Origin of the sequence: Methanococcus maripaludis, assembly GCF_013760955.1 — an archaeon.
Classification (GTDB): Archaea; AGJL01; Methanococci; order Methanococcales; family Methanococcaceae; genus Methanococcus; species Methanococcus maripaludis_A.
Genome location: NZ_JACDUL010000001.1, coordinates 316,967 through 331,577, shown reverse-complemented (window position 1 = coordinate 331,577; position 14,611 = coordinate 316,967). Strand labels below are relative to the sequence as shown.

The 14,611-nt window shown below is 32.8% G+C and carries 15 protein-coding genes; 11 read left to right on the top strand and 4 right to left on the bottom strand.

What is annotated here, in order from left to right; all coding sequences use genetic code 11:
• Nucleotides 1–16: 16 nt before the first annotated feature.
• Nucleotides 17–706, bottom strand: coding sequence for a ribonuclease III (rnc, locus tag HNP90_RS01820; protein WP_011977160.1), 690 nt, complete (start codon nucleotides 704–706; stop codon nucleotides 17–19).
• A gap of 52 nt (nucleotides 707–758) precedes the next feature.
• Nucleotides 759–2,021, bottom strand: coding sequence for a TldD/PmbA family protein (locus HNP90_RS01815; protein WP_048060419.1), 1,263 nt, complete (start codon nucleotides 2,019–2,021; stop codon nucleotides 759–761).
• A 109-nt stretch (nucleotides 2,022–2,130) separates the two neighbouring features.
• On the opposite strand from HNP90_RS01815, the gene HNP90_RS01810 reads away from it, so the two are divergent.
• Genes HNP90_RS01810 through HNP90_RS01795 form a run of 4 tightly spaced genes read left to right on the top strand, consistent with a single transcriptional unit; the run spans nucleotide 2,131 to nucleotide 5,665 of the window.
• Complete coding sequence (locus HNP90_RS01810) at nucleotides 2,131–2,976, top strand: protein translocase subunit SecF (RefSeq protein WP_011977158.1); 846 nt, start codon at nucleotides 2,131–2,133, stop codon at nucleotides 2,974–2,976.
• 17 nt (nucleotides 2,977–2,993) lie between these two features.
• On the top strand, nucleotides 2,994–4,160 hold the full coding sequence (locus HNP90_RS01805) for a preprotein translocase subunit SecD (RefSeq protein WP_011977157.1): 1,167 nt from the start codon (nucleotides 2,994–2,996) through the stop codon (nucleotides 4,158–4,160).
• Between the two features lie 53 nt (nucleotides 4,161–4,213).
• Nucleotides 4,214–5,236, top strand: coding sequence for a flippase-like domain-containing protein (locus tag HNP90_RS01800; RefSeq protein ID WP_011977156.1), 1,023 nt, complete (start codon nucleotides 4,214–4,216; stop codon nucleotides 5,234–5,236).
• Between the two features lie 9 nt (nucleotides 5,237–5,245).
• A complete protein-coding gene (locus HNP90_RS01795; protein WP_011977155.1) occupies nucleotides 5,246–5,665 on the top strand; it encodes a DUF2120 family protein in 420 nt (139 codons plus the stop codon).
• Nucleotides 5,666–5,682: 17 nt separating this feature from the next.
• Here HNP90_RS01795 and hypB read toward each other — a convergent pair whose 3' ends face one another.
• A complete protein-coding gene (gene hypB / locus HNP90_RS01790; RefSeq protein ID WP_011977154.1) occupies nucleotides 5,683–6,357 on the bottom strand; it encodes a hydrogenase nickel incorporation protein HypB in 675 nt (224 codons plus the stop codon).
• Nucleotides 6,358–6,519: 162 nt separating this feature from the next.
• Here hypB and wtpB point away from each other — a divergent pair, with 162 nt between their 5' ends.
• The 7 genes from wtpB (at nucleotide 6,520) to thsA (ending at nucleotide 12,966) form a co-directional block, all read left to right on the top strand.
• On the top strand, nucleotides 6,520–7,287 hold the full coding sequence (gene wtpB, locus HNP90_RS01785; protein WP_011977153.1) for a tungstate ABC transporter permease WtpB: 768 nt from the start codon (nucleotides 6,520–6,522) through the stop codon (nucleotides 7,285–7,287).
• Between the two features lie 12 nt (nucleotides 7,288–7,299).
• Complete coding sequence (locus HNP90_RS01780; RefSeq protein ID WP_011977152.1) at nucleotides 7,300–8,238, top strand: ATP-binding cassette domain-containing protein; 939 nt, start codon at nucleotides 7,300–7,302, stop codon at nucleotides 8,236–8,238.
• A 161-nt stretch (nucleotides 8,239–8,399) separates the two neighbouring features.
• The gene (locus HNP90_RS01775; protein WP_011977151.1) at nucleotides 8,400–9,002 is read left to right on the top strand and encodes a site-2 protease family protein; all 603 of its coding nucleotides are present in this window, start codon (nucleotides 8,400–8,402) and stop codon (nucleotides 9,000–9,002) included.
• An 18-nt stretch (nucleotides 9,003–9,020) separates the two neighbouring features.
• A complete protein-coding gene (locus HNP90_RS01770; RefSeq protein ID WP_011977150.1) occupies nucleotides 9,021–9,689 on the top strand; it encodes a segregation/condensation protein A in 669 nt (222 codons plus the stop codon).
• A 168-nt stretch (nucleotides 9,690–9,857) separates the two neighbouring features.
• Nucleotides 9,858–10,973 (top strand): DUF2226 domain-containing protein, encoded by a 1,116-nt coding sequence (locus tag HNP90_RS01765; protein ID WP_011977149.1) that lies wholly within the window; start codon nucleotides 9,858–9,860, stop codon nucleotides 10,971–10,973.
• 14 nt (nucleotides 10,974–10,987) lie between these two features.
• On the top strand, nucleotides 10,988–11,218 hold the full coding sequence (locus HNP90_RS01760; RefSeq protein ID WP_011977148.1) for a hypothetical protein: 231 nt from the start codon (nucleotides 10,988–10,990) through the stop codon (nucleotides 11,216–11,218).
• Between the two features lie 119 nt (nucleotides 11,219–11,337).
• Nucleotides 11,338–12,966: a thermosome subunit alpha gene (gene thsA / locus HNP90_RS01755; protein WP_011977147.1), complete on the top strand. Its 1,629-nt coding sequence runs from the start codon at nucleotides 11,338–11,340 to the stop codon at nucleotides 12,964–12,966.
• A 92-nt stretch (nucleotides 12,967–13,058) separates the two neighbouring features.
• On the opposite strand, the gene HNP90_RS01750 is transcribed toward thsA, so the two are convergent.
• Nucleotides 13,059–14,378, bottom strand: coding sequence for a prephenate dehydrogenase (locus HNP90_RS01750; protein ID WP_181486630.1), 1,320 nt, complete (start codon nucleotides 14,376–14,378; stop codon nucleotides 13,059–13,061).
• Nucleotides 14,379–14,611 lie beyond the last annotated feature (233 nt).

The following is a 14,611-nucleotide window of genomic DNA, read 5'->3' as shown; positions in this document are numbered from 1 at the left end:
TTTTTTAAATTTTTAATTAATTTTTATTTTTTTCAAGTTTTAAAAGTGCATTCTTAGCAGCTTTCATTTCAGCTTCTTTTTTACTTTTTCCGGTCCCCTTTCCAAGCATCTTTCGCCCAGATTTTACAGCCACAATAAATTTTTTATCGTGGGGTTCACCAACTTCTTCTAAATTTATGTATTCGATAGTTTTATTGTTTAATTCAGGAAATTCTTGCAATCTGGTTTTATAATCTATAAACAATTCTTTTGAGTTTTCTTCAATAATTGGAATTATATGATTATTTACAAACTTTTTAGCTGAATCTAGCCCTTGATCTAGATATATTGCTGCGATAAATGCTTCAAAAACGTCCGAAATTATTGCGGGTTTATTGTATCCTTTAGAATTTAATTCGCCCTTTCCCAAAAGCACATAATCGTTAAATTTTAACTTTTTAGCATATGTAAAAAGTGCACTTTCACAGACGTATTTTGCCCTCAATTTAGACATTTCTCCTTCAGATAAACTTTCTTTTTTAAACAGGTATTCACTAATTATTAACTCTAAAACAGCATCCCCTAAATATTCCAATCGTTCATTATCTTCTAAATTGGTATTTTTCTGTTCATTTACGTACGAAGAATGCATGAATGCTCGTTTAAATATATCTAAATCATTAAATTTTATATCAAGTTTCGAAAGCAGCTTTTCAAAATTTTTCATCAAACCCCCTACAAAAATAAATTTAAAAAAATAGTTAATTATCAGTTTTTAATTAAACAAGGATTTTTCCACTGAACAAAAGTGGTGGTGAAATTAATTTTCCTCTTTGTTCAACTCTATCGAGCGGAGTTGCAGTTTTTAAGATTTCAAAGATATTTCCTGAGAGAAGTCCTTTTTTAACAGGTGTTTTTTCGCCTTTTTTCATGATGTAGCTGTTGCTGATTTCAACTGAAAAGTCCCCTGTAATCGGGTTTGCAGTATGCGTTCCAATTAATGTGTTAATGTAAAGATATTCATCAATATTTTCAATTTTTCCAACAGGCTCAATTACGATATTTGTAGGCCCTACTGATGGAAGGCTTGAATATCCTCTGCTTGCATTTCCGGTTGACTCTTTTCCTTCGATATTTGCCCTTTTTATATCGTAGAGGTAGTTTTTCAAAACACCATTTTCAATAAGCATTGTTTTTTGAGTTCTTGTTCCTTCCCCGTCAACAACTGCGGAATAAAGCGAGTAATCTCTTGTTCCATCATCTTCAATTGTGATGTTTTCTCCAAATACTTCTTCACCGAGTTTATCTTTTAAAACTGACCTATTTCTTTGAACATTTTCAGCGTTAAATGCAGGAATAAGTGTGTAACTTAAAAGTGAGTTCAAAGCTCTCTGATCTAACACGATATTTCCTTCAAATTCCGTTTTTATCGCATTTGGATTTTTCAAAAATTCTACAACGTTTTCTGCAAGTTCTTTAACGTCGAAAATATTGTTTTTTGTTAAATAGTCATACGCAGTTTCCCCGTTATTGATTCCAGCAATTGATGCAGAGTAGTAGGTATTTTCTTCTTCAACATCAACCCCGTTTGAATTTAAAATTCTCGAATATCCGTAAGAATTTGAAACTCCTCCGTTCACGGTTGTAATTTTATTTTCTTTTAAGATATCTTTCATTTCAAAGAGTGCATCGATCAACTCTTTTTCAGTCAGGGTTTTTACATTATCATATAACATTCCCTTTGGATGTTTGTATTTTCTAGGGATCGAAAAACTTGTATCTGAATCATAAATTAAATTTTCCATCGCCTTATTTACCACATCAACGTCTTTTTTAGAGGAATATGCAAATCCAACGTTTTTATCTTTAATAACCCTTACTCCAATTCCAAAGTCATCAGATTCCTCAATACTATCTAAATTTTCCCCATCAAGCTCTGAACTAAAGTGTTTTCCTTTTGAGATAAATACTTCAGTTTCAAAACCTTTATTTTCAGAAGTTTCCATAATTTTATCGAGTAAGTATCCTAAATCTGTTTCCATGATAGCACCAATATAATTTCCATATATTCGTTTTTTATAGTTCATAAATATTTAAATAATATTGTTTTTTAATAATTGATGTTATGAACTCTATTTTTGGAGGGAGAGGATGAATATCAACTATAAGGTGTTAACAATTATTCCGTTAATTTTAGCACTACTATCTTTGGCCCTTGTATCGGTACATGGGCTCAAAGAAAGCATTGACGTAAGTGGGGGAACTGAAATAAGTATCCTCGCATCTGAAAACACAGATTTAAGCGTCTTAAAAGAAAAATTACCCGATTCAGAAGTCAAAATATCTGAGTCTTCAATCGGAACATTTGTTGTAATTAAATCAGGCCTTGATACTGACGTGGATTCAGTAAGGGCAGTAGTAAAAGAATTTTTTAACGTGGAAGACCTTTCAGAGTTAAGCTATACTGAAAAACAAATTGGTTCAGTTTTGAGCGGTAAATTCTGGGAAGAAGGAATGAAAGCAGTAGGATTTGCATTTATATTCATGGCAATTGTTGTTTATGCAATATTTAGAACACCTGTTCCAAGTGGGGCTGTTATTCTTGCAGCAGCATCAGATATGGCAATTGCAATAGGGGGAATGAGTTTATTTGGCATTCCAATTTCAACTGCAACAATTGCGGCACTTTTAATGCTTGTTGGTTACAGTGTCGATACAGATATCATGCTTACAACAAGGGTATTGAAACGGAGAACGGGGACGCTTGATGAGAGAATTTCTGGTGCAATGAAAACAGGAATAACAATGTCGCTCACGACAATTTTTGCAATGGCGGTATTGTATCTCGTAGTTACATTCGTGGTTCCTGCAGCAGATGTACTTGCAAATATCGCAGCAGTACTTCTTATCGGATTGATTGGCGATTTAATGCTTACCTGGATGACAAATGCAGGGATTTTAAGGTACTATATGACCGAATACAAAAAAGGGAAGTAATTTAACGAGGAGATAGAATGAAATTGCTAAAAGACCCTAAAGTAATAATTCTTTTAGTATGTATTTTGGCCTCCTTGCTACTTATTGCATTTAAGGGGATTTCCTTTGGTGTAGATTTAAGTGGTGGTTCTACAATAGTTTTACAGACTGAAACTGAGCTTTCAGAATCTGAAATGACAACTGTAAATGAAATATTAACAAGTAGGCTTAATACAAATGGACTTAGTGACGTTAGAATTTACCCTAGGGGAAGTGACGAGGTAGTTATTGAAATACCCGAAAGTGCGGATTTAGACAGAATAAAAAAGATTTTAACGCAACAAGGGGTATTTACTGCAATAATTGATAACCAGACTGCATACACAGGGCAAGATATATCTTATGTTGAAGAACCTGGAACAACTGCTTCAGGTTACGGGGTAGGATTTAAATTAACTCTTGACGGGGCACAAAACTTTGCAGATGTTGCTTACGGAAAAGGAGGATATCCTGTAGAACTCTACATGGATGATAATTTAATAAGTTCCCCGATTCTTTCAGCAGACCTTGCAGATGGAAATATACACCAAAGTCAAGTAATAACTGTTGCAGGATCAAATCCAACTGAAGATGATATCGATGAAGCTTGGGTTATTTACACAGCTTTACAATCAGGTTCACTTCCTGTAAAAGTACAGATTGAATACATCAGTTCGGTATCCCCTACTTTGGGATCAGAATTTATAAAAGGATCAGTAATTGCAGGATTGTTTGCATTCATTGCAGTTGCAGCAGTTATTTCATTTAGATATAAAAATCCAAAGATAGTTCTTCCAATCCTTATAACTGGATTTTCAGAAGTGCTTTTAATCTTGGGTTTTGCATCACTCATCAGCTGGAAACTTGACCTTGCATCAATTGCAGGAATTATTGCAGCAGTGGGAACGGGTGTTGATCACCAAATAGTTATCACCGATGAAACAATTGCTGGTGAAGCTAAAAAAGTAACCAAAAGTATTAAAAGGGCGTTCTTCATTATATTCGGTGCAGCGGCTACAACAATTGCGGCAATGCTTCCATTGTTTGTGATGGGTATTGGAATGCTCAAAGGATTTGCAATAACCACTATCGCAGGTGTTTTAATGGGAATTTCAATTTCAAGACCTGCATTTTCGAGAATAATACAATACGTATTAAAGAATTAAGTAATACTAGTTAGATAAAATAAATCACCTACTTTATTTTTTTCGGGGATCAGATGGACAGAAAACAGCACAGGCTTTTAAGAAACATTGTTGTATATGGACTCGGTATCTCCATAATTTCTTTTATAATTTACAAAATAGGCATTTTTGAAGTCTATGCAGTTTTGGCATCGGCAAATGTTGGAATCTATTTATTTGCGGTTTTTATTTATTTGGTAACCCTGTACGTCCTTTCAATAAGATGGAACTACCTTTTAAAATTAAATGGCCACAGTGCAGACCCTAAAAATCTTCTTCTATTAATTACCATGGGCCAATTTATAAACAACGTAACTCCGTCAATGAAAGGAGGAAGTGAACCATTTAGGGCGTATTATTTGTCAAAATTAGAAAAAATACCTTATCACGTTTCATTTTCAGCAGTTATAATCGAAAGAATACTTGATAGTGTTATATTTTTGATTTTCAGCTTTTTTGTACTAATATATTTCGCTTTAAAAGGCGTAGTTTACACTCAAGCTTTTGCTTTGGCGTGGATTTTAGTTGTATCCCTAACAGTTTCTATAATTTATATTGCAATGCATAAAGAGTGGGCTTTTAAAATAACACTCCAAATTGCAAAAATTGTTACTAAATTTTCTTCTAAAACATTAAATGAGCAAAAAATTAGGGATACGATAGACAAGTTCCAAAAAACAATGATATTCTTTAAAGGAAATAGAAAAGGAATGATTACATCACTGTTTATTTCATCAGCTTGGTGGATGTTAGATATTTTTAGAATTTATGTATTATTTATTGCAATAAGTACCCATGTAGCATTTATCTCGGTTGCATCAACATACCTCGTGGCATTGCTTGTTGGAATTTTACCGACTCTTCCGGGAGGTCTTGGAACAAGTGACACTGCAATGATTGCAATGTATTCTTTCTTTAAAATCCCTTATTCAAATGCGGCAGCAGGAACCCTTCTTGATAGATCGATATCATACATTGGGGTTACGATTATTGGATCAATAGCCTTTAAAATAATAAAGAAGAAATCCAAAGAAAAGGGTTACGAAGTTGAAAGTTAGGTGAGTATTATGAATAATTTGAACATGATTATGGGAAGACTTGTAAAATCAATGGAAGCTTTCAAAGGGTCAAAGCCGGTAATAAATAAAGAAGGAATTCTTTCAGTAAGAAGCGTTTGTAGGGATCCAGAATTTGAAAAATACAATTCTATAAAAGAATATTTAACAGAAAAACTCGTTCAAAATGGATTTGAATTGGCATCCGAAGATGATATTTTAGAAATGGCTACAAAAATAAACGATTTACTCGGAGATTCAGATACTTATACCGATGAATTTGCATTCGAAGGTGTTAAAAGTGGATTTGAAGACATCGGATGCGATTGCGATTATGTTGTTGGAAAAAAAGGTAACGCGTATGTTGGAATTAGTATGTGGTATGAAAAGACTGCAAAAGAGCCAAAATTCGTCGAAGTAATGGCAATTTAAAATAAAAAAGAATTTAGTTATTTTTGATTTTTAACTTCTTCAACTGTTTTTTTAATGAAATTAACAACTTCTTCAACGCCTTGATAATGTTTTATTGCTGTAAGAAGTACTTCCATATCCTTGTTGATTTTTTTTGCATCGTTTAACATTTTTTGAGGGTCTGCACCAACAGCTTCACAAATGTCTATTTTGTTGATTATTGTCAAATCTGCGGTTTTAAATATTTCAGGGTGTTTTTCAACGGTATCGTCCCCTTCAGTGACACTAACAACAACAGTTCGTTTGTGCGTTCCAAGATCAAAATCTGTTGGGCATATTAAATTTCCAACATTTTCGATAAATATAATATCTAAATTATCAAGGTCTAAATCATGGAAACAATGTCCGACTTGGTGGGCATCAAGGTGGCATTCTTTTCCCGTATTTAAGGGAATAACTTTAACACCGTGTTTTTCCATTCTTCCTGCATCGTATTTTGCGATGACATCGCCAGCAATACATGCGATTTTGTATTCATCTTTTAAATTATTGATCAAGTGTTCTATTAAAAGAGTTTTACCGCTTCCAATTGCACCCATGAAATCAAATGCAGCAATCCCGTGATCTTCCAATATTTTCCTATTTTTATCTGCATTTTTTTTATTGGCCTTAATTATGTCTTTTCCGATATTCAAAACGTCGACAAAATGCATTAACATCACCTTAAATTAGCCATAAGTTAGAAGTATAGATAATTTCAAATCTTATTTTATAAAAAAGGGTATTATTTGAAAAATAATTAATGAATTATAATTACCATTACTTTAATATATTAATTCTAGCTATTTACATATAATTCGGTGTGTTGTGATAATTTGAAGGCAGATAAAGGATTTAATTTGTTATTTTTGGTAATTTCACTATTTTTACTCTCATTTGTTTTACTTCCTTTGTTAAACATGATTTTAAATCCAGGAAATGTTGAAGGTGCAATTCACGATTCGGAAGTAATTAAATCTCTTCTTGTAAGTATAAAAGCAGCAGGTACTGCAACTGTTCTCGCGATTTTTTTAGGGATTCCTCTATCGTATTTGCTTGCAAGATATCATTTTACTGGAAAAAATGTAATCGAGGCAATTATCGATATTCCAATGGCAATTCCCCACTCTGTGATTGGTATCATGATTTTAGCATTCTTTTACGGGACTTCAATTGGAAGGGGGATCGAAGATATCGGTTTTGAAATTGTTGACAATTTCTGGGGAATCGTTGTAGTAATGCTCTACGTTGGACTTCCTTATATGGTTAACAGCGGAAGGGATGGATTTTTAATGGTTGAAGAGGAGCTTGAAAATGTTTCAAGGACACTTGGTGCTTCAAGAATGAAGACTTTTTTTAGTGTTTCCTTACCTTTAATCAAAAATAACATGGTTTCAGGAAGTATTTTGACATTTGCAAGAGGTATTAGTGAAGTTGGGGCGATATTGATTGTTGCATATTTCCCTAAGACGACACCAGTATTAATTTTGGATAGATTTAATGAATATGGGCTTAGCGCTTCAAAACCAATTTCTGTAATTATGATAGTGCTGAGCATTGCTTTATTTTCGGTATTTAGACTTGTGAGATATACTAAGAATTAATCGGGGTGCATTATGCTTAGATTAGAAAATTTATGCAAATCTTGGAAAGAATTTCAACTTAAAAGTGTAAATTTAGAAATTGGGGATAATTACTGTATACTGCTCGGCCCGAGTGGTGCTGGAAAATCAGTTATAATTCAGTGCATAACCGGGATTTTAAAACCTGATTCTGGAAAAATATATTTTGATGGTGAAGATATAACCGATATACCTCCAGAAAAACGAAATTTTGGTTACGTTCCTCAAAATTATGCACTTTTTCCACACATGAACGTTTATAACAACATTGCATATGGAATGAAACTTAGAAAATACCCTAAAATAGAAATTGAACAGAAAATAGAAGAAATTTCTGAATTTTTAAGGATTAGTCATATACTAAATAGAAAACCAACGACGTTGAGTGGTGGGGAACAGCAAAGGGTTGCAATAGCAAGGGCACTTGTACTCGATCCTAAAATCTTACTCCTCGATGAACCAACTTCTGCACTCGATACGAACATAAAAGAAAATGTAATTTCAGAATTGAAAAAAATTGGAGAACTGGTTCCGATAATACACATAACACACGATTTTGTAGAAGCAAAAACACTTGGAAACCAGATCGCAATATTGATAAACGGGGAATTAAATGATTTTGGAGATTCCGAAATTTTCAGAACTCCTAAAAATGAAAAAATAGCTAATTTTTTAGGTTACAATGTCATAAATGAAGAAAAAGAATCATTTGCGGTAGCTCCTGAAGAAATATTGGTAAAAAAACATGCAGATACCGATACTGAAGAATATATTAAAGGAAAGGTTGAATCAATGGTTGATTTTGGATATTACAAAAAAGTATCTGTCAATATTAACGAAACAGTTGTAAAAACCATAACTGATGGCGAAAATTCTGTAAATGTCGGGGATATTGTATCTATTAAATACAAAAGAAAAGTTCCAATCAATTAATTAAAAATTCATTTTTACATTTTTTAATTTTTAAAATACGATTTTTTTATATTTTTAGAGATAAATTACTTTAAAAGCACTTACTATTTTAAGTAGATTAAATAAAGATAAGGTCAAGTATTTTAAGAGGAATATTTTGGATTATTATCTGGTGAAAAATAATGAGTTCATTTAAGGGAATTTTTGGATTTAACCGCATTGAATTAAAAGATCTGCTGATTTCATCACTTGCAATAGCTCTCGTAGTGGTCTGGCCGAGAGGATTTCCATCGTTTAATTTGGGATTTCTTTTGCAATATGTTGCAGCATTAATTACCGTTGGAATTGCATTTATTTTTCACGAACTAGCACACAGGACTGTTGCAAGACATTTTGGAGCATGGAGTGAATTTAGGGCTTGGTATGAGGGACTTGGAATTGCTTTATTTTTAAAGGTACTTCTTGGATTTACATTTATTGCACCAGGTGCTGTGTATATCCATAAAGATTACCTAACAACAAAAGAAAACGGTTTAATTTCGATAGCAGGGCCTTTAACAAATATTGTACTTGCAATTTTATTTATGGTTCTTCCGATACCTGCAATATACTATTCAGGATATTACATCGATATTGCAGGATTTGGATATTACGTAAACATATTTTTAGCATTTTTCAATATGATTCCAATATATCCATTTGATGGCTCAAAGGTTATGCGATGGAATTCCTTAATTTGGGCTGCAATCTTTATTCCCCTCGTTGCATTATATTTCTTCGTCTAAAATTCAAGGAATGATAAAATGGAGTTTGACCTCTGGGTTAGGATCATTAAAGAAAGCATTGAAAAAAAGGATGTTGATCCGTGGAATATCAACATTTCCGAAATAACAGATGAATACCTTGGAACAATAAAAGAACTTAGAAGATTTGATATACGGCTATCTGCCGATGTAGTTTTAGTTGCAGGAATTCTTTTAAGATTAAAATCGCAGGTACTCTACGGTGAATGTGAAAATGCATTTAATGAAGAAGAGGAAGAAGTTTACGAAGATGATTATCGAGATGACGATTATACCGAGCCTGAAGCTGTAGAAAAACCTAAAAAAGAAACAGCTAAAGAGGTTAATCCCGAAAGCATGACATTAGATGGTTTGATCAGTACCCTTAAAACGGAACTTAAAAAAATTAAGGATACAAAGCCAAGAAAAAAACGAGAAGTTGTAAGGCCAACTGCACTGTATAATCTCGTCGAAGAGATGATTGAAGAAGACGATATTTCGGATATCATGGAATTTTTGGTTTTAGAACTTAAAAAATCGGGCGGAAAATTTACATTTCAGAATAAATTTAAGACCAGAGAAGAAATTATAAAGAATTTTTTGCCTGCATTATACCTTGCAAACGATGGAAAAATTGACATCGGTCAGGAAAATCTGTTTGAAGAATTAAATTTGGAATTAAAGAAATAATTTCTATTTTTTAGAGTCAAGTGTTTTGTTTTTTACATTTCATTTTTTACTTTTTAACAAATATTTAAATCGTATACACATCAATTTTTTCGAAAACTTTACATATTAATTGAACAAAAGTATAATTATTAGAATATATGTTCATATAATATGAATAAAGGTAGTGGTATGTTAAGAAAATCATTTTTACGAGACATGGAAAAAATAGACAGCTCTATTGTCGGAATTGGAGAAATCACTGCAAATGGGATAAATAACGCTGTTTTTGCACATGTAACAAACGATAAAGAAAAGGCAAAGGCTGCAATAGATTCTTTGCTTTCTGCAGAAGACATATCTAACGAAATTCAAAAAAAGTGTATAAAGATAATCGCACTTCAACAGCCGGTTTTTGCATCTGATTTAAAAATTGTAATGTCGATAATCAAGATTCTAACGAAATTCAAGGAACTTAGAAATACAGCTTTAGATATTGCGCATAAAACTTTACAGAATGAATTGAAATACTCCCCAGAAGAGGTAGAATATTTCAGCACACTTGGAGAATATTTAACGTTTGCAATAAAAAATATGATTTCGATGTATTTTTTAAAAAATCACACTGGATTAGATGATTTTAAGGTATGTATTGGAGAATTTGAAAAACTTTGCGGGGACACGAAAGAAATATTGAAAGGATATTCTATCGATGAATTTTACACGGTTTATGATGATAAAGAACCTAAGTTTTCTTATTTAAAAAGTGGATTGATGCGATATACTGGTAAATCCGCTTTGGAAGTTTTTGATGAGAAAATATACCGTAATATAACTGAATTTGAAGTTTCCATATATTTACTTAATGAACAGGACATGGAATTTTTTTCAAATAATTATCATGATATAGGTCTCGAACCTAAAAAAGAAGTTATAAAACAGGAATTTGATCGGGAAAGTCTATTAAAACAGTTAAATATCAAAGCTCCAACTGATGAGGAAATAGATTCGCTCGTAGAATCGTGTTTTGAATCCGAAGAGGATATTGAATTTAAAAAGTCAATCGTGGTTCGGGAAGTCAGTAATTTTTTAGATGGATATTTGAATAGTGTTCAGCATACGTTTGATTTGGAGATATATAATGAAAAAAATCAATTAAAATGTATATGTAATATAAATGTAAAGAAAAAAAAGTTTTTTGGACTTTTGGGGAATAATTTCGATACTTTTTACATTAAAAATAATTTAAATGAAATTATATCTAAACACACAGATGCAGACGTTTTAATCAATATTACAACAGACTAGTTTTTGGTGGTTTTATGAGGGCTTATTCGGTTAATCGCGGAAAATATATCGTGACAGATAATGGTTTTGAAAAATATCTTGGAGAATATAAACTCATTAGTGGAATCAAAAAAGAGAAAGTTAGAAATGTTTCCGAAGAGGATATTGAAAAAACCATACTTCTTGAAGATTTAAGACTTTGTGGAAAGATTGTTGAATGGTTAAATAAAGATATAGAACGTATAGTTAAAATATTGCATGAATAACCCCTTTTATACATCATTTAGAAAAATTAAATCAAAATCTTTATATATACCTTCATAGTCATATACATACCGAAGCAGTACATTTTACCAATCAACATTTTTAAAACAGAGGTGTAATTATGGCACAACCAGGAGTTTTACCTGAAAACATGAAGAGATACATGGGAAGAGATGCTCAAAGAATGAACATCTTAGCGGGAAGAATCATCGCAGAAACAGTAAGATCAACACTCGGTCCAAAAGGAATGGACAAAATGTTAGTCGACGACTTAGGGGACGTTGTTGTTACAAACGACGGTGTTACAATCTTAAGAGAAATGAGTGTAGAACACCCTGCAGCTAAAATGTTAATCGAAGTTGCAAAAACACAGGAAAAAGAAGTTGGCGACGGTACAACAACAGCTGTTGTAGTTGCTGGTGAATTATTGAGAAAAGCTGAAGAATTATTGGACCAAAATGTACACCCAACAATTGTTGTAAAAGGATACCAAATGGCTGCAGCAAAAGCTCAAGAATTGTTAAAAGCAATTGCTTGCGAAGTTGGAGCTCAAGACAAAGAAATTTTAACAAAAATCGCAATGACCTCAATTACTGGAAAAGGTGCTGAAAAAGCTAAAGAACAATTAGCTGACATCATCGTTGACGCAGTTTCAGCAGTAGTTGACGAAAACGGAAAAGTTGACAAAGACTTAATCAAAATTGAGAAAAAATCAGGCGCATCAATCGACGACACCGAATTAATCAAAGGTGTTTTAGTTGACAAAGAAAGAGTAAGCGCTCAAATGCCTAAAAAAGTTGTTGACGCAAAAATTGCACTCTTAAACTGTGCAATTGAAATCAAAGAAACAGAAACAGATGCAGAAATCAGAATCACTGACCCTGCAAAATTAATGGAATTCATCGAACAAGAAGAAAAAATGTTAAAAGACATGGTTGCTGAAATCAAAGCAAGCGGTGCAAACGTTTTATTCTGCCAAAAAGGAATCGATGACTTAGCACAACACTACTTAGCTAAAGAAGGAATCGTAGCTGCAAGAAGAGTTAAAAAATCCGACATGGAAAAATTAGCTAAAGCTACCGGTGCTAACGTAATTACAAACATCAAAGACTTATCAGCTCAAGACTTGGGTGATGCAGGTCTCGTTGAAGAAAGAAAAATCTCCGGAGACTCAATGATCTTCGTAGAAGAATGCAAACACCCTAAAGCAGTTACAATGCTCATCAGAGGTACAACTGAACATGTAATCGAAGAAGTTGCAAGAGCAGTAGATGATGCTGTTGGTGTAGTAAGCTGTACGATCGAAGATGGTAGAATCGTAGCTGGTGGAGGTTCAACAGAAGTTGAATTATCCATGAAATTAAGAGAATACGCAGAAGGAATCAGCGGAAGAGAACAACTCGCAGTTAGAGCATTCGCGGATGCTTTAGAAGTAATCCCAAGAACCTTAGCTGAAAACGCAGGACTCGATGCAATCGAAATCCTCGTTAGAGTTAGAGCAGCACACGCAAGCAACGGCAACAAGTGCGCAGGTTTAAACGTATTCACTGGAGAAGTTGAAGACATGTGTGCAAACGGTGTTGTTGAACCATTAAGAGTTAAAACACAAGCAATCCAATCAGCAGCTGAATCAACAGAAATGTTACTCAGAATCGACGATGTAATTGCTGCAGAAAAATTAAGAGGAGGCCCTGACATGGGCGACATGGGCGGAATGGGTGGCATGGGCGGAATGCCAGGAATGATGTAATTCCCCTTCCTTCTTTTTTATTTTTGGAAAACAATATTTATATATTTAAATATATTTAAAAAAGTATTCGGATTTTCGGGCAATATGTAAAATTAATATCTTAATTTTCCACCGATATTTTTGATAATTTCATTGAAAATTTCTTCCAATGTCTTCAAATCGTCTTTTTCATAAGAATTTATCCTGAAAGTTGCACTTAATTCATTTTCATCAATTTTATCTCCAGAATATGTGTCAATTACTTCAATTTCAAATTTATGGGTTAGCAATTCAAGAATTATGCTTAAATCAATGTCTTTTTTAAATAATACTGAAATATCTACGAAATATTTTTCTAAATTTTCAATTTTCCAATCTTCAAGTTCCTTATTTTCCATCAATGAAACGTTTGAAATATTTAAAATTACTTCCTTTTCGTTCTGTTTTAAAACGATATTGTCAGAGTAAATTTCTTTTAAAATGCCATAGTGCACGTTTTCAGAATAAATATGTTTTAGACCGATTTCTTTTCCAATAGATTTTAATAATTTTTCAGTTTCTTTTGAAATTGCGTAAACTGCTTTGTTAGAGCAGTTAAGTCCTCTTTTAGTTTCATTTCCAAAATGTTTTGCAGAATTTTTCATGTTTTCTACAAAACTATCTCTATCTTTATTTTGGACGATTTCACTTATATTTTCGCAGTTTTTGATGAATGTATCATGAATAGTTTTTATCTGCGGGTTGTGCATCTGGATATCTGCATAGAGGTACGGGTTTTGTCCGATTATCCTTGCAATAATATTTATCATGAGTTCGTAAATTGGCGATGCAAAGTTTTTGGATTCTTTTATATCGATTCCAAGATCTTTTAAGGTTGATCCAAGTGAAATATATACAAAATGAGTTAAGCCCTGAACCACACCCATGATTTTGTCGTGTTCTTTTGGGGAAACGACAATTACCTTTGCTCCTTCATTTTCCAAAAATTCCTTAACTTTTTCAAAAAATGGATTTTTTTCCTTTTCAATTGGTGTGAGAATTACAACCTGCCGATTTAACGAAGGAGTTTCTGGCCCAAACATTGGGTGTGTTGGGAGTACAAATACGCCACTCTTTGAAAACTCTTTCATCAATTCTGAAGGCCTTTCTTTTATCGAAGTGATATCTATTAAAAGTGAACCTACTTTTACATGCGGAGCAACTTCTTTAATCACGTTTTCAGTTACATTTATTGGAACAGAAATTATTACGATATCTCCTTTTTTTGCAGCATCGATGTTGTCATTTATATATTTTACACCAAGTTCTTCTTCAACATCTTTTCCTTTTATCAAATCTCTTCCAGATACGATTACATCGTAGCCTTTGTTTTTAAGAAATGACGCAAACCATTTTCCAAGCCCGTCAGTTCCGCCGATTATCGAAATTATCATAATTTTTTCCATTTTTAGTTTGATTGGATTATATTATCTCTTTTATTGTATAAGTTGTTCTTGCATAATAAAATTTTTACATTTTTTTAATAATTTCTGATAAATTTATCATAATTTTCTTATAATAGGGCTCTATTATAAAAAATGGATGTGTGGTATTTTGGAACAACTAATGCCCGATTATTACATTCTAACTCTTGAGTATATAAATGAAGTCGAAAATCGCATGAAAG